The sequence below is a fragment of the Bradyrhizobium erythrophlei genome, assembly GCF_900142985.1.
Taxonomy (GTDB): Bacteria; Pseudomonadota; Alphaproteobacteria; order Rhizobiales; family Xanthobacteraceae; genus Bradyrhizobium; species Bradyrhizobium erythrophlei_B.
In genome coordinates this window covers 7,281,565-7,299,278 of sequence record NZ_LT670849.1, presented here as the reverse complement: position 1 = coordinate 7,299,278, position 17,714 = coordinate 7,281,565, and the positions used below count along the sequence as shown (strand labels likewise).

The following is a 17,714-nucleotide window of genomic DNA, read 5'->3' as shown; positions in this document are numbered from 1 at the left end:
CCGGTCCTCTTATGATGACGACGGCTGACGTTCGGTGCGTCGGGTAAGCCGGCGCGGCGATGATTCCTGAAGAGACTTTCCACGGCCGGACAGACTCGGATTTGTCATGAAGTAATTATGCAGATTGAAGGATTCCTCGCCCTTCGCGGCCTTCATACGCGTTGAAGAACCGTCCGGCAATAACTGCCAGCTCTGCTCGGTGTCCTTCAGATTGGCCACCATGATCTGTTCGAGAACCTGCTGATGCACCGTAGGATTTTGCAATGGACACAGGATCTCGACGCGGCGGTCGAGGTTGCGCGGCATCATGTCGGCAGAGGAGATATACACAGCCGCTTTTGCGCCCGGCAGGCCCTGGCCCATCCCGAAGCAGTAGATTCGGCCGTGCTCGAGGAAGCGGCCGATGATTGATTTGACGCGAATGTTCTCCGAAAGGCCGGGAATGCCAGGACGCAGGCAGCAGATGCCGCGCACCACAAGCTCAATCGAAACGCCGGCCTGCGAAGCCTCGTAAAGCGCATCGATGATGTCGGGGTCGACCAGCGAATTCATTTTCAGCCAGATCGCCGCGGGCTTGCCGTGCTTGGCAAAATTGGTTTCGCCGCGAATGTGCTCGATCATCCGCTTGCGCAGGGTGAGCGGCGACACCGCCATCTTCTCGATATCGCTCGGCTCGGCGTAGCCGGTGATGTAGTTGAACACCCGTGCGGCGTCGCGTCCGATGATCGGATCCGACGTGAAGTAGGAGAGGTCGGTGTAGATGCGCGCAGTTACCGGATGGTAGTTGCCGGTACCGGTGTGGACGTAGGTGGTGAGGTTTCCGCCTTCGCGCCGGACGACCATCGACAGCTTGGCGTGGGTCTTGAGCTCGATAAATCCGTAGACGACCTGCACGCCGGCGCGTTCGAGATCGCGCGCCCAGCGGATATTGGCCTCTTCGTCGAAGCGCGCCTTGAGTTCGATAAGCGCGGTGACCGATTTTCCGGCTTCGGCGGCTTCCGCCAGCGCCCGCACGATCGGCGAGTTGTTCGAGGTGCGATAGAGGGTCTGCTTGATGGCGACGACGTCGGGATCGCGCGCGGCCTGTTGCAGGAACTGGACGACGACGTCGAAGGATTCGTACGGATGGTGGACGATCAGGTCTTTCTGCCGGATGGCGGCAAAGATGTCGCCGCCGTGGTCGCGCACGCGTTCGGGATAGCGCGGCACGTAAGGGGTGAATTCGAGGTCGGGCCGATCGAGCCGTGTCAATTGCGACAGCTCGTTCATGGCGAGCACGCCGTCGACGAGGAGCACTTCGTCGTCGGCGGTCGAAAGCGCGCGCTGCACGAAGGCGCGCAGCTCTTCCGGCATCTTGGCTTCCATTTCGAGATGGATCACCGATCCGCGGCGCCGCCGCTTCAGCGCGGTCTCGAACAGGCGAACGAGGTCTTCGGCTTCTTCCTCGATTTCGAGTTCGGAGTCGCGGATGATGCGGAATGCGCCCTGGCCCTTGACGGTGTAACCGGGAAATAGCCGGCCGATGAACAGGCCCGTAGCCTGTTCAAGCGTGATCAGCCGCACGGTGCCATCCTTGCCTGCGGGCAGCCGGATGAAGCGATCGATCTTGCCGGGCATGCGGATGAGCGCATTCATCGCCTTGCCGTCGGCAGTCCGCGCCAACTGAAGCGCAACGGTAAAGCCGAGGCTCGGAATGAACGGGAAGGGGTGGGCAGGGTCGATCGCCAGCGGCGTCAGCAGCGGGAAAATATTGTGGAGGAAATGATCCTCGATCCAGGTGCGCTCGGATTTGGTGACGTCGCGGCCTTCGACGAGCACGATACCGACATCGGCGAGAATCTTGTGCAGGTCACGCCAGATCGCCTGCTGGTCTTTCGCGAGCCCGGAGACCGTCTCGTTGATCCGCACCAGCTGCTCGGCGGGCGTCAGCCCGTCAGGGCTGCGCTCGGTGATGCCTTCACGCACCTGCGCCTTGAGACCGGCGACGCGGACCATGAAGAACTCATCAAGGTTATTCGCCGAAATCGACAGGAACCGGACCCGCTCCAGGGCGGGGTGGCTCGGATTGACCGATTCCTCCAGCACACGGCGATTGAAATGCAGCCAGGAAAGTTCCCGGTTAATGAAGCGCTCGGGAAGGGCACTGATTGCGGGAAGGCCGGTGTCTATATTTTCTTCTTTTGTAGCAATGGCTTGTGCGGATTCCATGAAGTTTTGATCCATTTCATGTCAAGCCGCGAGGCGATAGCATCAAGCATGGGATTTCGCGGTGACGTTTCAATGACATTGATGTTCCCGCCGTCAGTTCCGTCAAGATGGCAGGCTCGCCCGTGATCAGGTGTTACTGCGCAGCAATTCGGCCGCCAGCGCCCGGGTAACCGGCCGGCCCAGCCGGAGGGCTTCGGCGTCCAGCAGCTCCACGGCCTGCCGCACGGCGGCATAGGAGCGCTCCAGGCGGGTGGTGAGGTAACTGACCACGGCCTCATCGACGACGAGTTGGCGATCGGCGCAGAACTTCACGATCAAGGCGCGAAATAGGTGATCGTCGGGCGGCAGCAGCTGCACTGTCGGTATTGCGCGTAACCGCGACCGCAGATCGCGAAGCTCCACTTCTGTCGGCGGCTCGCGCGCCGTCATCAGGACAAATGCGCCGTCTTCGCGGGCCAGGTTCAGCAGATGGAACAGCGCGCGCTCGTCGAGATCGGCGGATTTCAAATCCTCGATCACGAGCGCACCCGTCGCCAGCGCGCCGGGGACTTCGTCAGATGTCAAAGCGTGCGCCGAGGTCGAGCGCGCGCCGGACTCTTCGGCCCAGATCGCGGCTAGATGACTTTTGCCGGATCCTTCGGGGCCGGACAGAAACATCACGCGGTTCGGCCAGTCGGGCCAGCTGTCGATCAGAGCCAGCCCGGCCGCGTTGGCCGGTCCTTCGAGAAAGTTATCTCGCGTCAGGCTTTCGGCATGCGGAAGCGCAAATGCCAGCTGACGGGGGTGGACGCGGCCTGCCACTAGAGCTCCGATTTCGAAGTTCGCATGCGAATGCGGATAGCTCGCCGCATTATACACGAACGATCGGGTCTAGTTTGCCTCGATCGTGCTCATATGCCGTATCCATTCGACGAGATAGAGCGATACGGAAACCAAAGTAAAGACGGTTACCAATCCCATCAGCACGGCATCATAGGGCATCGGTTTGAAACCGAAACCGAGCGAGGCGAGGATCAATGCCGCGAGCGCGACCTGGGCTGCGGTATTGAGCTTGGAAACCATCAGCGGCTTCATCTCGACCGGCTTGTCGAACAGCCATGACACGATCACGGCCGACACGATCATGATGTCGCGGGAGACGACGAGGATGACGATCCAGCGCGGCATCGCGCCCCAGATGCCGAGAGCCACATAAATCGAGACCAGAAGTGCCTTGTCGGCGAGCGGATCGAGCAGGGCGCCCAGTTCGCTCGCCATGTTGAAGCGCTTCGCCAGAAACCCGTCTACGGCGTCACTGACGCCCGCGATCACGAAGATCGCAAACGCAATCTCCATCTCGTTGGAGGCAATCGCCCAGATAATGACCGGCACGAGGATGATGCGCGCCAGCGTAATGATGTTGGGAATACTCAACTCGGTCGTTTCCTGACTCTCAGCCCTTTTCTCCAAAGTTATCCCCTTTTTGCGGGGCGGACCGGCTGTTGTCTACATAGTAAGCGCCTGTCACCATTGCACATAGGCGAAATCCGACGTAACCAGCCGGCAAGTCGCCGACGCAGGCAAAAGGCCGCAGCAACGGCATTTGGAACAGGTCATGGGCGAGCGCAAGAACGGGCTCACTTACGCGGATTCGGGCGTCGATATCGATGCAGGCAACCGCCTGGTCGACCTGATCAAGCCGATGGTCCGCGCCACGGCGCGCCCTGGTACCGAGGCCGAAATCGGTGGTTTCGGCGGGCTGTTCGATCTGAAGGCGGCCGGCTTCAAGGACCCGGTTCTGGTGGCCGCCACCGACGGGGTCGGCACCAAGGTCAAGATCGCCATCGACACTGGACTGCATGGCGGGATCGGGATCGACCTCGTGGCGATGTCGGTCAACGACCTCGTGGTGCAGGGCGCCGAGCCGCTTTTCTTTCTCGATTATTTTGCCTGCGGCAAGCTCGAGCCCGAGGCGACCGCCGCCATCGTGGCCGGTATCGCCGAAGGCTGCCGCGAGTCCGGCTGCGCGCTGATCGGCGGCGAGACCGCCGAAATGCCCGGCCTCTACAAGGATGGCGACTACGACCTTGCGGGATTTGCGGTCGGCGCCGCCGAGCGCGGCACGCTGTTGCCGCGTGCGGATATTCGCGCCGGCGACGCCGTGATCGGCCTCGCCTCGTCGGGCGTCCACTCCAACGGCTTTTCCCTGGTGCGAAGGATTGTCGAAGCCTCGGGCCTCGCACTCGACGCGCCGGCGCCGTTTTCGCCGGTCATGACGCTGGGCGGCGCATTGCTGGCCCCGACCAAGCTTTATGTTCGTTCCTGTCTGCGCGCGATCCGCGAGACCGGCGCGGTCAAGGCGCTTGCGCATATCACTGGCGGCGGATTCACCGACAATATCCCGCGTGTGCTGCCGAAACAGTTGGGTGTGGGGATCGATCTCGCGCGGCTGCCGGTGTTGCCGGTCTTCAAGTGGCTCGCCAAGCAAGGCAACATCGCAGAGCTTGAGCTGCTGCGCACGTTCAATTGCGGAATCGGCATGATCGCCGTCGTCGAGGCGGATGCCGTTGAAGCCGTGACCGCCGTCCTCGCCGAGGCCGGCGAGACGGTGACGTCGCTCGGTGAAGTGATCCCGGCCGAGGGCGAACATCGCGTCGTCTATAACGGCCACCTCGACCTTTCATGGTGAAGTCCGCTCCACATGAGGGCGCCGGAAAGCCCCGCGTGGCGATCCTGATCTCGGGGCGCGGCTCCAACATGGCCGCCCTGATCAAGGCGGCCAAGGTGGATGGCTTTCCCGCCGAGATCGCGGTCGTGATTTCAAATCGGGCGGATGCCGGCGGCCTTGCGTCGGCCGAGGCGGAAAACGTCCCGACCGTCACGATCGAAAGCAAGCCGTTCGGAAAAGACCGTGCTGCCTTTGAAGCAAGGTTGCAGGCGACGCTCGACGATCACCGGATCGATCTGATTTGCCTGGGCGGCTTCATGCGGCTGTTCACGGCGGAGTTCGTGCAAGCGTGGTACGGGAAGATGCTCAATATCCATCCCTCGCTGCTGCCGTCTTTCCCGGGCCTCGATCCCCATGCACAGGCGTTGAATGCCGGCGTGAAGGTATCAGGGGCGACCGTCCATTTCGTCACGCCGGAAACGGATGCGGGACCGATCGTGATGCAGGGGGTGGTGGAGGTTCGCGATGACGACACGCCGCAGACGCTGTCGGCGCGGATTCTTGAAATCGAGCATCAGATCTATCCGGAGGCCCTGCGCCTCTTGGCGAGCGGCAAGCTTGGTCTCGACGGGGAAATTTGCCGGCTCGCCGGCGGCGCGGGCGTGTGCGGCACGCTGATATCGCCGCGGCCTGCGGGCTAGTGGAGTGGATTTGACATTCGCTCCCCGCCTAGCCGCGAGCTCGCACAGCGAATGTCAAATCCAAAACTCCACTAGAACCGATATCTGCTAGTGGTCCTTTGATTCTAACATTCGCAAAAGTCGACGCTGAGAAGGGATGCGAATGTTAGAATCGGACCACGAGGCGTAGATCAAAAACAAATCCCCCGGCGAGGCCGGGGGTTACATCAGGATTGCTTGCGCGGATCGTGACGAGGCTTAGGAAACCTTGAGATTTTCGGCGGAAGTTTTTCCGCGATTCTCGACAAGGTCGTATTCGATAACCTGATTCTCGTTAAGGGTGGTGAGCCCAGCGCGCTCAACGGCAGAGATATGGACGAACACGTCCTTATCGCCGACCATCGGCTTGATGAACCCATAACCCTTCGTCGGGTTGAACCACTTGACGGTGCCTTTTTGCATCGCCTGTCTCCTGGTCTAGACGTAACAAAGACGCGGCCACGCGCAAATTGCGTGCCGCGCCACAAGCGGGCTCTGAGGATGTCTGCTGAATTTCCTAGTCGCGAAACGCACAGCCGATCGGCCTAATTCCGATTGTGACAAGGATTGCAACACGAAAATTGCGTGTTAGCAAGCCTCGGGCGGGCTTGCTAAATCTCAGGAGGTGCTCTGGAACGGCGCCAACGGCCTGTGGCCGGGGAACAACAAGGCTCGCCAATCGCCCTCAAGGCTCCGCTGGGAGCAATTGACGCCGATACAGAACTGCGAACAAATCCTTCAATTAAAGGCAATTTGGTACTTTCGGGCTGGCGCGCCCATCTTTTGGAACGGCACAGATGGGCTTTTGGCCGGCTAGGTCTTTTTTTATCGCTTTCGCACTCGCGATGGCGTTTTCAGCGCCGATTGAGGCTCAAGCCCAAATCTTCGCGGGGCCTCCGCCGCCCCCTCCAGTGCCGGCGTCTTCGACGACAGCGACCGACCTGTCCGCCGGCGCAGGTATCGCCAATCTTGGCAGCAACTTCCTGGAGCGACTCGGCGACCAGGCGACCGGCGGCTTCGGCCGTGCCTCGCGCAGCAATCCCGGCGGCGGTGGCGCATCGGAAGCCCTCGACGGCCAAGCCTTCCGGAGCTGGGGCGAGCTCTATGGCATCTCGAGCACGACCGCAGCCCAAGGTCCTTTCTTCGGTGACAAGCGCTCAACGACGGGCGGTGTCGCCGGGTTCGGCGCCCGGATCGCGCCGGGCGTGAACGTCGGATTCTCGATCGACCAGAGCCGGACCGGCATCGACGTGCCGCTGGCCATGCAGTCGGCGAACCTTGATCTGACCCAGCTCGGCTTCAACGCCTCGGTCGACAGGGGGCCGTGGACCTGGGCGATGGCGCTAGTTCACGGCTTTGGCAAGATCAACTCAAGCCGCGATACGGGATTCGGGTTTGCGACCGCCGGCTACCACGGACAGATCGACGGTGCATTGACCGAACTCAGCTATTACTGGACGGCGGATCAGAGCCGCTTCGTGCCGAAAGCTGCGCTCGAATATGTCCGCGCGTCGACGGGATCGTTCCAGGAGATGGGAGGCCTCGATCCGGTTTCGGTAAGCGGTGCGACACTCGAACGCGCGCGAATATTGCTTGGCGCGGAAGTTGGGCACTACTGGATCGTGGATCAAAAGATCCTCGACGTCTCGGCCTACGGCAAGTTCGTCGACAACTTCGAGCAAAACCTCAGTCAGGTCGCCGTCACCCTTGGGCCCGAGAGCATCATGGTGCAGGGGATCGGTGAAAGCAGGTACGGCGCGGACGCGGGCGCCGCGCTTTCAGTGAGCTTGACCAACACAGTGCGCCTCTACCTCAACTATGACGGCAAGTTTCGCTCCAACTTGCAGTCACATCAGGCGACGGCTGGTGTCGAGGTGAAATGGTAATTTGCGTTGCCGCGCGCGCACGGCATCCATGCCGGACTGATTAGCAAAAAAAGTTGAAAATGAAATGAGATGCCCGCTAAAGTAGTTGCCGGCGGCATGGGGTAACTTTCGATGCGGGATTGGGTTGACGCGCAGCGCCCGTCGGATGGTGGGCGTTCGCAGCGCGCGGAGTTAATGAGCGGCCCGCGCGAGCTTTCGCGCCTAGCGCAGTCCCGACGCACCGATCCCGGCAAAGCGATATCGGCGACGGTCGCCGTCTACTTTACGAGACGCTCGGCGAGTTCAATCAAAATACGCCGATCGGCTGGATCCTTGATTTTTCGGAAGGCGACGACAAGCCGCAACCCTTCGACGACGTTCAGGTCGATCTCATTGTCGCGAAGCAATTGCAACAATTTATCCCCGGGGTGATCGGGATCGTCGATGTTCACCGTTCGCGCTCCGGAAGACCGTAAAAATGGCGAGTCCTAAAAATGATCTCGACGAACTGGCCGACATGATCTCGGCTGCGATCGAGAAAGCACGCCAGCTAAAGATGCACACCAGCGCTTATATTCTATCGATGGCCCTGGCGGAAGTATCGAAGGCCGCGAAAGCGGCTCCCAACAGGCCCAATGGCGGCAAAACGAGTTAGTTCAGCCGAGCGCGTTGGTCAGTTTCGCTCCACTTTTACAACTCTGCCTTTCTCGATCGCGAGCGCGAGCTGACCATGCTTCAACGCCAGCGCGGCCTCGCCGAACAATTCGCGGCGCCAGCCGTGCAGCGCGCCGACATCGGCATTGTCGTCGGCTGCGATCTGTTCGAGATCATCGACCGTCGCGATCACCTTGCTTGCGACCGCGTGGCGTTCCGAGGTCATGCGCAGCAACACCTTGAGCAGTTCGACGATGGCCGCGCCGTTGCTGTTGTTGCGGGGCCTTTCGAGTTTCGGCAGGGTCGCAGGATCGCGCGCCAGCCCGCGCTGCACGGCGGCGACGATGTCGGAGCCCCATTTCGATCGGTCGAAACCTTTCGGCAGCGAGCGCAGATTGGCGAGTCTTTCGGGACTCGTCGGCGCGTGGGTCGCGATGTCGCCGACGACGTCGTCCTTTAGGATGCGGCCGCGCGGCACGTCGCGGCTTTGTGCTTCCTGTTCGCGCCAGGCTGCGACCTCTATCAGTACGGCCAATTCCTTGGGCTTGCGGACCCGGGTTTTCAGGCGCTCCCACGCCCGCTCGGGATGGAAATCATAGGTTCGCGGGCTGGTCAGAACCTCCATTTCCTCGCTGACCCAGTCGCTGCGGCCGCGCTGCTTGAGATCGGCATCGAGCGCTGCGAACACGTCGCGCAAGTGGGTCACGTCCGCCAGCGCGTAGTGCATCTGGTCTTCTGTCAACGGGCGGCGCGACCAGTCGGTGAACCGATGGGTCTTGTCCGGCCGGTGGCCGGTGACGCGTTCGACCAACTGATCGTAGGCGATTGAATCGCCATAACCGAGCGCCATGGCGGCGACCTGGGTGTCGAAGATCGGGTGCGGAACGATGCCGGCGCGGTGCCAGACAATCTCGATGTCCTGGCGCGCCGCATGGAAGACCTTGAGCACCTTTTCGTTGGCCATCAATTCGAAGAAGGGCCTGAGATCGATGCCCTCGGCGAGCGCATCGATCACGGCGGCTTCCTCCGCGCTCGCCATCTGCACCACGCACAGCAGCGGGTAATAGGTGGTCTCGCGAAGGAATTCGGTATCGACGGTGATGACCCGGTGTTTGGCGAGGCGGTCGCAGAGGGCGGAGAGGTCCGCCGTAGTGGTAATCAGATCCATGAACGGTCCATGACGCTTTACCCGAAGGGCGTTCGGCCGAAAGCGCTGATATGTCAAGGGCCTTGCGGCCAATTCGAGACCGCAATCTTACGCTTAGGTCATGATTCAAGGCAAACGGCCGCTATTTGCAGCGCCGCCCTCGCCGTTCTCAGGGGTGCGAGCCGGTCAGACGTCGCGGGCGGGCCGTCCCGACGGCCGCCGAGCGCAAGGCACCATCAGCACGATGACGCAGAGCCCGACGATGGCGAGACCCATGAATTCGAAAACCAAAGCGTCCACGAAAAATCCCCCCAAACAAACCGGCAGGTTTGCTGGGAAGCAATTGAACGCCTCTTAATTTCGGGCAGTTCCGGTTCCTCGCGCCGCGCAATGTGCAGCGGAGGGTTAACAATTCATGTTCCGCAGAAGGTCTGGAGCACGCGCTGATCCGGCTCGGGCGGGTTGGCATAATCTGCGAACGCGGGCTGGTCTTCGTAAGGCTTCGCCAGCACGGCAACGAGTTCCTCAAACGGCGCATAGTCGTCGCTGATAACCGCAGCCTGGATCACGGCCTCGATCCGGTGGTTGCGAGGGATGAAAGCGGGATTGACGGTCCGCATCAGGCCGGCGCGCTCGGCCGGCGTTTGCGGTTCGTCGGCGAGGCGCTGCCGCCACCGCGCCGCCCATTCGTCGTAGGCTGCGGGGTCGGCAAACAACGAACGCACGTCGCCATCGTTCGCCTCGTCCTCGGCCGCATCGCCGAGGCGGCGGAAGGTCAATGTGAAGTCGGCCTGGTTTTTAGCCATGGCATCGAGGAGGTCTTGCACCAGCGCCTCGTCGCCGTCGCGCGACGTGAAGAGGCCGATCTTCCGGCGCAGGCCGGATTGATAGGCGGTCGTGAACTGGTTCGGAAACTCGCCCAGAATGACCTGCGCCTGCTCGATGGCCTTGTCCTTGTCGTCGGCAAACAGCGGCAGCAGGCATTCGGCGAGGCGTGTCAGATTCCAGAGCATGATCCGCGGCTGATTGGCGTAGGCATAGCGGCCCTGCTCATCGATCGAGGAGAACACGGCCGCGGGATCGTAATGGTCGAGGAAGGCGCAGGGGCCATAGTCGATCGTCTCGCCCGAGATCGAGGTGTTGTCGGTATTCATGACGCCGTGGATGAAGCCGACCAGAAGCCAGCGCGCCACCAGCTCAGCCTGACGGGCGATCACGCCCTCGAGCAGAGCGTGATAGGGGCGTTCGGCCTCTGCGGCTTTCGGGTAGTGCCGCCCGATCGCATGATCGGCGAGGCGCCTGACGCCGTCAGTATCGCCGCGGGCCGCAAAATACTGGAACGTGCCGACGCGAATGTGGCTGGAGGCGACGCGGGTCAGCACCGCGCCGGGCAGCGCGGTCTCACGCATGACGCTTTCGCCGGTGATGACTGCGGCGAGCGATCGGGTGGTCGGAATTCCAAGCGCCGCCATCGCCTCGCTGACGATGTATTCGCGCAACACCGGCCCCAAGGCCGCGCGGCCATCGCCGCGGCGGGAAAATGGCGTCGGTCCGGAGCCCTTGAGCTGGATGTCGCGGCGAACCCCGTCGATATCCATGACTTCGCCCAGCAGAATGGCGCGGCCATCACCGAGCTGCGGCACGAAGTGGCCGAACTGGTGGCCGGCATAAGCCATGGCGATCGGCTCGGCTCCGTCCGGCAGGCGTTTGCCGGAGAGGATTTCGGCGCCCTCCGGGCTCTCCAGGAGGTCGGGATCGAGCCCCAGCCTGACCGCAAGCGGTCGATTTAATTTGATCAGCCGGGGCGCGGCCACCGGCGTCGGCGCCACCCGTGCGAAAAAGCCGTCCGGCAGCGCCGTATAGGTGTTCTGGAAGGGGAAATGCACCGTCATGCCATCAAGATAGGCATATGTGGCTGTTAGACAATCCGTCCGGCTGGAGAAGGCAAAGTTTCGCGCCTTTCGAGGCTCCCGCAGCGGCTTTGGTCGGTTGCCGGGCCTGACGGCCTCGGGTAAACCCTCAACCTCTTCGGGCAGGCCTGTTCGGTCGCTCGATTCGACCCTCCGACATTTGACTGATGGAAATTCGATGCATCGTTACCGGTCCCATACCTGCGGCGCGCTCCGGGAGAGCGATATCGGCCAGAGCGTTCGTCTGTCTGGCTGGTGCCATCGCATCCGCGACCATGGCGGTGTCCTGTTCATCGATCTGCGCGACCATTACGGCCTGACGCAATGCGTCGCCGACCCGGATTCGCCCGCGTTCAAGGTGGCTGAAAAGCTGCGCTCGGAATGGGTGGTCCGGATCGACGGCAAGGTACGGCGTCGGCCGGAGGGGACTGACAACCTGGAACTCGCCACTGGCCTCGTCGAAATCTATGCCACCGAGATCGAGGTGCTGGGACCTGCGGCGGAACTACCGATGCCGGTATTCGGCGAGCAGGAATATCCTGAAGACATCAGGCTTAAGTACCGTTTCCTCGACCTTCGCCGCGACAAGCTGCATCAGAACATCATCAAGCGCGGCCAGATCATCGATTCCATCCGCAGGCGGATGAAAGAGCAGGGATTCTTCGAATTCCAGACCCCGATCCTGACCGCGTCCTCGCCGGAAGGCGCGCGCGACTTCCTGGTGCCATCGCGGCTGCATCCCGGCAAGTTCTACGCGCTGCCGCAGGCGCCACAGCAGTTCAAGCAGCTCACGATGGTGGCCGGCTTCGACCGTTATTTCCAGATCGCGCCGTGCTTCCGCGACGAAGACGCGCGCGCCGACCGTTCGCCTGGGGAATTCTACCAGCTCGATGTCGAAATGAGCTTCGTCACCCAGGAAGACGTCTTCAACGCCGTTGAGCCCGTGATGCGCGGCGTGTTCGAGGAGTTTGCCGAAGGCAAGCCCGTCACCGCCAAATTCCCGATGATCCCGTACGCAACGGCGGTGAGCAAATACGGCACCGACAAGCCGGACCTGCGCAACCCGATCGAGATGCAGCTGGTCTCCGAGCACTTCCGCGGCTCGGGCTTCAAGGTATTCGCGCGGATGCTGGAAGATCCGAAGAACCAGGTCTGGGCCATTCCGGGACCCAGGGGTGGTTCGCGCGCCTTTTGCGACCGGATGAATTCCTGGGCGCAAGGCGAGGGCCAGCCCGGCCTCGGCTACATCATGTGGCGCGAAGGCGGCGAGGGAGCAGGTCCGCTCGCCAACAATATCGGGCCGGAGCGGACCGAGGCGATCCGCGCGCAACTCGGGCTGAAGGAGGGCGATGCGGCCTTCTTCGTGGCCGGTGACCCCGACAAGTTCTGGAAGTTCGCAGGATTGGCGCGCACGAGGCTCGGCGAGGAATTGAACCTGATCGAAAAGGGCCAGTTCAAATTCTGCTGGATCGTCGATTTCCCGATGTTCGAGTGGAACGAGGAAGAAAAGAAGATCGACTTCTCGCACAACCCGTTCTCGATGCCGAACATCGAGCCCGAGGAATTCCTGAAGCTCGATCCGAACGACCACGAAAAGCTGCTGAGCCTGAAGGCGATCCAGTACGACATCGTATGCAATGGTACCGAATTGTCGTCGGGCGCGATCCGAAATCACCGCCCCGACGTGATGAAGAAGGCCTTTGCGATCGCGGGTTATCCCGAAGATGTTCTGGAGGCCAAGTTCGGCGGTATGCTGCGAGCGCTCTCGCTTGGCGCCCCGCCGCACGGTGGCATTGCACCGGGCATCGACCGGATCGTCATGCTGTTGTGCGGTGAGGAAAACCTGCGCGAGGTGGTTCTATTCCCGATGAACCAGCGGGCCGAGGATCTGATGATGGGGGCCCCATCGGAGGTCACGCCCAAACAGTTGCGCGAGCTTCACATCCGGCTCAATCTGCCGCAAAATTAAAAGCCAATACCTCGGGGTCGAATGTTTGGGGGCGGGATGAGCCCCCTGTGGGGAAGCGAATGTCCTATTCAGATGACCTTCATGCCGCGGCGCTCGCCTATCACCGCCTGCCGCGGCCTGGCAAACTCGAGATCCAGGCGACCAAGCCGCTCGCCAACCAGCGCGACCTCGCTTTGGCCTATTCGCCGGGCGTCGCCTCCGCCTGCACGGAGATCGCCAATAACCCGGCCGAAGCCGCCACGCTGACCTCGCGCGCCAATCTGGTTGCGGTGGTCAGCAACGGCACTGCCGTGCTTGGCCTCGGCAATATCGGGCCTCTGGCATCCAAGCCGGTGATGGAAGGCAAGGCCGTTCTCTTCAAGAAGTTCGCCGGTATCGACGTCTTCGATATCGAGATTGCCGCCGACACCATCGAACGTGTGGTCGAAACCGTGTCCGCGCTCGAGCCGACGTTCGGCGGCATCAACCTGGAAGACATCAAGGGCCCTGATTGCTTCGAGATCGAGGCGCAGCTCAAAGCGCGGATGAAAATCCCGGTATTTCACGACGACCAGCATGGCACGGCCATCATCGTCGGCGCGGCCATCACCAATGCGCTGTTCCTGAACGGTAAGAAGCTGTCCGACGTCAAGATCGTGTGCTCGGGCGCCGGTGCGGCGGCGCTCGCCTGCCTCAATCTCCTGGTGTCCATGGGCGCCAAGCGCGAGAACGTCTGGGTCTGCGACATCGAGGGCGTGGTCTACGAAGGCCGCGCGAAATTGATGGACCGCTGGAAACAGGTCTATGCGCAAAAGACCGACAAGCGCGTGCTGGCTGATGTTATTCCCGGCGCTGACATATTCCTGGGCCTGTCCGCGCCGAACGTGCTGAAGCCGGAGATGGTCAAGCAGATGGCGGACCATCCGCTGGTGATGGCGCTCGCTAATCCGGATCCGGAGATCATGCCGGACGAGGCGCGCAAAGCTCGCCCCGACGCCATGATCTGCACCGGCCGGTCCGACTTCCCGAACCAGGTCAACAACGTTCTCTGTTTTCCGTTCATCTTCCGCGGCGCGCTCGATGTCGGCGCGACCGCAATCAACGAGGAGATGAAGAAGGCGGCCGTCGACGCCATCGCGCAACTCGCGCGCGATCCGCCGGTCGACGCGCTGGCACCCGGATTCGATAGCGGCCAGGCGCAAGGGTTCGGACCGGGTTCGCTGATCCCGGGTCCGTTCGATCCGCGGCTGATCCTGCGTATCGCACCGGCGGTGGCGAAGGCCGCAATGGAGTCCGGCGTGGCGACACGCCCCATCGCGAAGTTCGAGGATTATTGCACTGAGCTTCAGCGCTTTGCGTTCCGCTCCGGCCTGATCATGAAGCCGCTCTTCGCCAAGGCGAAGACGCAGCCGGTGAGGGTCATCTACGCCGAGGGCGAAGACGAGCGCGTGCTGCACGCAACGCAGGTCGTGCTCGAGGAAGACGTGGCCAGGCCGATCCTGGTCGGACGTCCGTCCGTGGTCGAGGCGCGCATCAAGCGGTTCGGCCTTGCCATCAAGGCCGGCAAGGATTTCGACCTCATCAATCCCGAGGACGATCCTCGCTATCGCTCTTACGTCCAGTCCTACATCGACATTGCCGGCCGGCACGGCGTGACGCCGGATGCCGCGCGGACGGTGGTGCGGACCAACGCCACCGTGATTGCGGCATTGGCGGTCAGCCGGGGCGAGGCCGACGCCATGATCTGCGGCGTCGAAGGCGGCTTCATGAGCCACTTGCGTCACGTCCGCGAAATCATCGGCTTCCGGCCGGGGGCCAGTGACTTTTCGGCACTTGCGCTGATGATCACGACCAAGGGTGCCTATTTCATTGCCGACACCCAGGTGCGCCCGAATCCGACCGCCGAAGAGATCGCGGAAATGGCGGCGCTGGCCGCCGTTCACGTCCAGCGCTTCAACATCAAACCGAAAATCGCCTTCGTGTCGCACTCCGATTTCGGCAGTTATGACACGGATTCGTCACGGAAAATGCGCCGCGCCACCGCGTTGTTGCGCGAGAAACACCCGGAGATCGAGGCGGACGGCGAAATGCAGGCCGATACTGCCCTTCTGGAGGCAGCGCGCAAGCTGGTCCTGCCGCATTCGCACCTCGAAGGCGTGGCAAACGTTCTGATCATGCCCAACCTCGATACCGCCAACGTGGCCTATCAGATGATCAAGGCATTGGCCGACGCGCTGCCGGTTGGTCCAATCCTCATAGGAACGTCACGACCTGCCCATATCTTGACGCCGTCGGTGACCGCGCGCGGCATCCTCAATATGACGGCGATTGCTGCTGTCGAGGCACAGGAGCCGACCGGCCGCCAGCAGCCGTCGCTGTTTGGCTAGAAAGGATAGCGAAGACCGGCTGGCGATCAGCCGGAAGTCGAAGGACGGTTTGAAAAGCCCGCGCGGAACGCCCATAATCGCTCCGCCATTCCTGAGCTTGCGACCTAAAGAGGCCGATAATGCCAGCGTTTGTTACCCTTGGACGAATTCTGTTCGTTGTGCTTTTCGTTTTCTCCGGGGCTTCCAAGCTCCTGGATCTGCAGGCGACAGCCCAGATGACGGAAAAGATCGTCATTCCGGCCATCGTGGCGCCCTATACCGCTCAGCTTGAGACCATCACCGGCATGCCGCTGGCGCAGTTGCTTGCGATTGCATCCGGCGTGATTGAGGTGGTCTGCGGTCTGATGATCGCACTGAACTTCGGCGCACGCTTCTTTGCGATCATCCTGATCCTGTTCGTGGCCGCGGCGACCTTCTATTTCCACGACTTCTGGAATCAAACGGGTCCCGAGGCGCGAGGCAATCTGGTCCACGCCTTGAAAAATCTGTCGCTGATCGGTGCCTTGTTCATGATCGCGGGGTCCAGCCGTTCTGCGAAGGTTCAGGAACCCGCTTACGACGTCTAAGGCTCTATTCGCCGCCACGGCGTGACGGTCACGCCGTTGATGGCGTCGAGCAATCGGCTGTCGCCGGGTGCAAGGCCGTGGTCTGAGAGAACTTCCTGCGGTGTCTGGCGCGGTACGCCGGAGAACACAGGTTCTCCGTCGGGAAGTCTTACTTTCGGTGCCTGCGACAGCCAGAACGTGTCGTAGCGATCCATGAACATGTCGAACACGTCGGGCCCGCCGATGATCGCAATGGTGCCTGAGTGGACACCGGTGTGGTCGCGCGCCGCCTCGAAGGGGGCGCCGGACGGATTCCATAATGTCGTTTTGGGGCTGGCCGGATCTTCCGCAATGCCCGCGATTTTCCGCGTCACGACGATCCGCTTGCGCCGGTCCGAGTTCGGATGGCCTTCATGCGAATGCCGGCCGTGGACGATCAGATCGGCATGATCGAGCGCCGCGATAAAGAACTGCTTGTCGCCTTCGAATTTCAGCGCTTCCGGCATTACCCCGCTTGCGTCCGCCAACATGCCGTCGGCGGACACGATGACATAGCCGTCGATGCGGAACGCCGGCACGGCGTCGTGGCGATCGGAAAGATTATTCCGAGATCGTCTGCACCACGCTCGATACCGGCCGCGAACTGACCGTCGGCAGCTTGGCGTCCTTCAGGACTTCCTCGTCATATTGCGCGATGGTTTGCACGGGCGCCTTGGCTTTCACCTGCACCACCTTGTAGCCACCGGCCTTCAGCTTCCGCAGCAGTTCCGGCAAGGCTTCCGCGGTGTGCTTGTGAAAATCGTGCATCAGGATGATGCCCTTGCCGAGCTTGTCGAGCTTCTTCATCGTGTCGTCGATGACCTGCTGCGCATTACGCGCCTTGAAATCGAAGGAATCGAGGTCGCAGGAGAAAATCCCGATATTCCGCGTGCCGAGATAGGTCACCATTTCCGGCGGATGTTGCAGCGCCGGGAAGCGCATGAACGGGGCAGGCGGCGCGCCGAGCGCCCACTTGACGGCGGAGAAGCCCTTTTCGATTTCTTCCTTGCGTTGGTCTTCGGTCAGCTTCTTGTTGGTGAGGGTCGCGTGCGACCAGGTGTGAGCGCCGATGGTATGGCCGGCCGCCGCAACCTGCTTGAGGATTTCGGGATAGTAGGTCGCGTGCTTGCCGATCGAAAAGAAGATGCCGGTCGTGCACTCGTTGGCCAGCGCTTTTAGGACGTTGGGCGTGTTCTCCGGCCACGGGCCGTCGTCAAAGGTCAGTACGACTTCCTTGTCGCGCAGAAAATCCAGTTGCTTGAAATGTTCGAAACCGAATCCCGGTCCGCCCGTCGTGTCGATCTCGACGACGCGGCCGATCCCGAGCGCATCGGGATTGGCGCAAGGCATCTTGGCCGACGCAGGCTTGGCGGCCTGAGCAGGAGTTGCGGCGGCGGCCGGTGCGGCATCGGCTTTGACGGGCGGCGTTTGCGACCATGCCGCTCCGGTCGTGTAGAGTGAAATCGCGCCTGCAAAGATCAGTCCCGCCGCAATCCGCATGTTGGCTTCCTTGTTTTACTCACCGCGCCGTGCCTCGGTTTTCCCGTGCCTGCCGCGCGATTTCCCCGCCTGGAGATCATCATAGCCGAGTTGCGGCGTAACGCTATATCGGCTTTGGCACAGTCCGGGATTCTCCGGTGTTCCG

At 61.9% G+C, this 17,714-nt stretch carries 16 protein-coding genes; 7 read left to right on the top strand and 9 right to left on the bottom strand.

The annotated features are described in order from the left end of the window. Positions 1–9: 9 nt before the first annotated feature. The 3 genes from BUA38_RS35100 to BUA38_RS35090 form a co-directional block, all read right to left on the bottom strand. Complete coding sequence (locus BUA38_RS35100) at positions 10–2,208, bottom strand: RNA degradosome polyphosphate kinase (protein WP_072826681.1); 2,199 nt, start codon at positions 2,206–2,208, stop codon at positions 10–12. 126 nt (positions 2,209–2,334) lie between these two features. Continuing rightward, positions 2,335–3,009, bottom strand: coding sequence for a DnaA ATPase domain-containing protein (locus BUA38_RS35095; RefSeq protein ID WP_072826680.1), 675 nt, complete (start codon positions 3,007–3,009; stop codon positions 2,335–2,337). 69 nt (positions 3,010–3,078) lie between these two features. Further along, positions 3,079–3,621, bottom strand: coding sequence for a CDP-alcohol phosphatidyltransferase family protein (locus BUA38_RS35090; RefSeq protein ID WP_072825328.1), 543 nt, complete (start codon positions 3,619–3,621; stop codon positions 3,079–3,081). Positions 3,622–3,802: 181 nt separating this feature from the next. Between BUA38_RS35090 and purM the strand changes: the two genes are divergently transcribed. Beyond that, a complete protein-coding gene (gene purM, locus BUA38_RS35085) occupies positions 3,803–4,876 on the top strand; it encodes a phosphoribosylformylglycinamidine cyclo-ligase (RefSeq protein ID WP_072825327.1) in 1,074 nt (357 codons plus the stop codon). Further along, positions 4,870–5,556: a phosphoribosylglycinamide formyltransferase gene (gene purN / locus BUA38_RS35080; protein ID WP_072825326.1), complete on the top strand. Its 687-nt coding sequence runs from the start codon at positions 4,870–4,872 to the stop codon at positions 5,554–5,556. Before purM ends, purN begins: the two co-directional genes overlap by 7 nt. Before the next feature lie 237 nt (positions 5,557–5,793). Here purN and BUA38_RS35075 read toward each other — a convergent pair whose 3' ends face one another. Continuing rightward, positions 5,794–5,997, bottom strand: a complete 204-nt coding sequence (locus BUA38_RS35075) for a cold-shock protein (protein ID WP_072825325.1) — start codon at positions 5,995–5,997, stop codon at positions 5,794–5,796. Between the two features lie 422 nt (positions 5,998–6,419). Here BUA38_RS35075 and BUA38_RS35070 point away from each other — a divergent pair, with 422 nt between their 5' ends. After that, entirely contained in the window at positions 6,420–7,460 is a 1,041-nt protein-coding gene (locus BUA38_RS35070) for an autotransporter outer membrane beta-barrel domain-containing protein (RefSeq protein ID WP_244553145.1), read from the top strand. Positions 7,461–7,717: 257 nt separating this feature from the next. On the opposite strand, the gene BUA38_RS37770 is transcribed toward BUA38_RS35070, so the two are convergent. Beyond that, a complete protein-coding gene (locus BUA38_RS37770; RefSeq protein ID WP_172806140.1) occupies positions 7,718–7,891 on the bottom strand; it encodes a hypothetical protein in 174 nt (57 codons plus the stop codon). 26 nt (positions 7,892–7,917) lie between these two features. Between BUA38_RS37770 and BUA38_RS37765 the strand changes: the two genes are divergently transcribed. Next, positions 7,918–8,094, top strand: a complete 177-nt coding sequence (locus BUA38_RS37765; RefSeq protein ID WP_172806139.1) for a hypothetical protein — start codon at positions 7,918–7,920, stop codon at positions 8,092–8,094. Positions 8,095–8,112: 18 nt separating this feature from the next. On the opposite strand, the gene rnd is transcribed toward BUA38_RS37765, so the two are convergent. Both rnd and BUA38_RS35060 read right to left on the bottom strand, forming a co-directional pair. Further along, complete coding sequence (gene rnd / locus BUA38_RS35065; protein ID WP_072825323.1) at positions 8,113–9,261, bottom strand: ribonuclease D; 1,149 nt, start codon at positions 9,259–9,261, stop codon at positions 8,113–8,115. Between the two features lie 392 nt (positions 9,262–9,653). After that, the gene (locus tag BUA38_RS35060; RefSeq protein WP_072825322.1) at positions 9,654–11,132 is read right to left on the bottom strand and encodes a protein adenylyltransferase SelO; all 1,479 of its coding nucleotides are present in this window, start codon (positions 11,130–11,132) and stop codon (positions 9,654–9,656) included. A 196-nt stretch (positions 11,133–11,328) separates the two neighbouring features. Between BUA38_RS35060 and aspS the strand changes: the two genes are divergently transcribed. From aspS to BUA38_RS35045, 3 genes are all read left to right on the top strand, one after another. Beyond that, on the top strand, positions 11,329–13,119 hold the full coding sequence (gene aspS, locus BUA38_RS35055) for an aspartate--tRNA ligase (RefSeq protein WP_072825321.1): 1,791 nt from the start codon (positions 11,329–11,331) through the stop codon (positions 13,117–13,119). 59 nt (positions 13,120–13,178) lie between these two features. After that, positions 13,179–15,485, top strand: a complete 2,307-nt coding sequence (locus BUA38_RS35050) for an NADP-dependent malic enzyme (protein WP_072825320.1) — start codon at positions 13,179–13,181, stop codon at positions 15,483–15,485. Between the two features lie 119 nt (positions 15,486–15,604). Beyond that, positions 15,605–16,051: a DoxX family protein gene (locus tag BUA38_RS35045; protein WP_072825319.1), complete on the top strand. Its 447-nt coding sequence runs from the start codon at positions 15,605–15,607 to the stop codon at positions 16,049–16,051. On the opposite strand, the gene BUA38_RS35040 is transcribed toward BUA38_RS35045, so the two are convergent. Both BUA38_RS35040 and BUA38_RS35035 read right to left on the bottom strand, forming a co-directional pair. After that, the gene (locus BUA38_RS35040) at positions 16,048–16,560 is read right to left on the bottom strand and encodes a dihydrofolate reductase (RefSeq protein ID WP_072826679.1); all 513 of its coding nucleotides are present in this window, start codon (positions 16,558–16,560) and stop codon (positions 16,048–16,050) included. The genes BUA38_RS35045 and BUA38_RS35040 overlap by 4 nt on opposite strands. Positions 16,561–16,630: 70 nt before the next feature. Beyond that, complete coding sequence (locus BUA38_RS35035) at positions 16,631–17,569, bottom strand: polysaccharide deacetylase family protein (RefSeq protein ID WP_072825318.1); 939 nt, start codon at positions 17,567–17,569, stop codon at positions 16,631–16,633. Between the last annotated feature and the right edge of the window lie 145 nt (positions 17,570–17,714).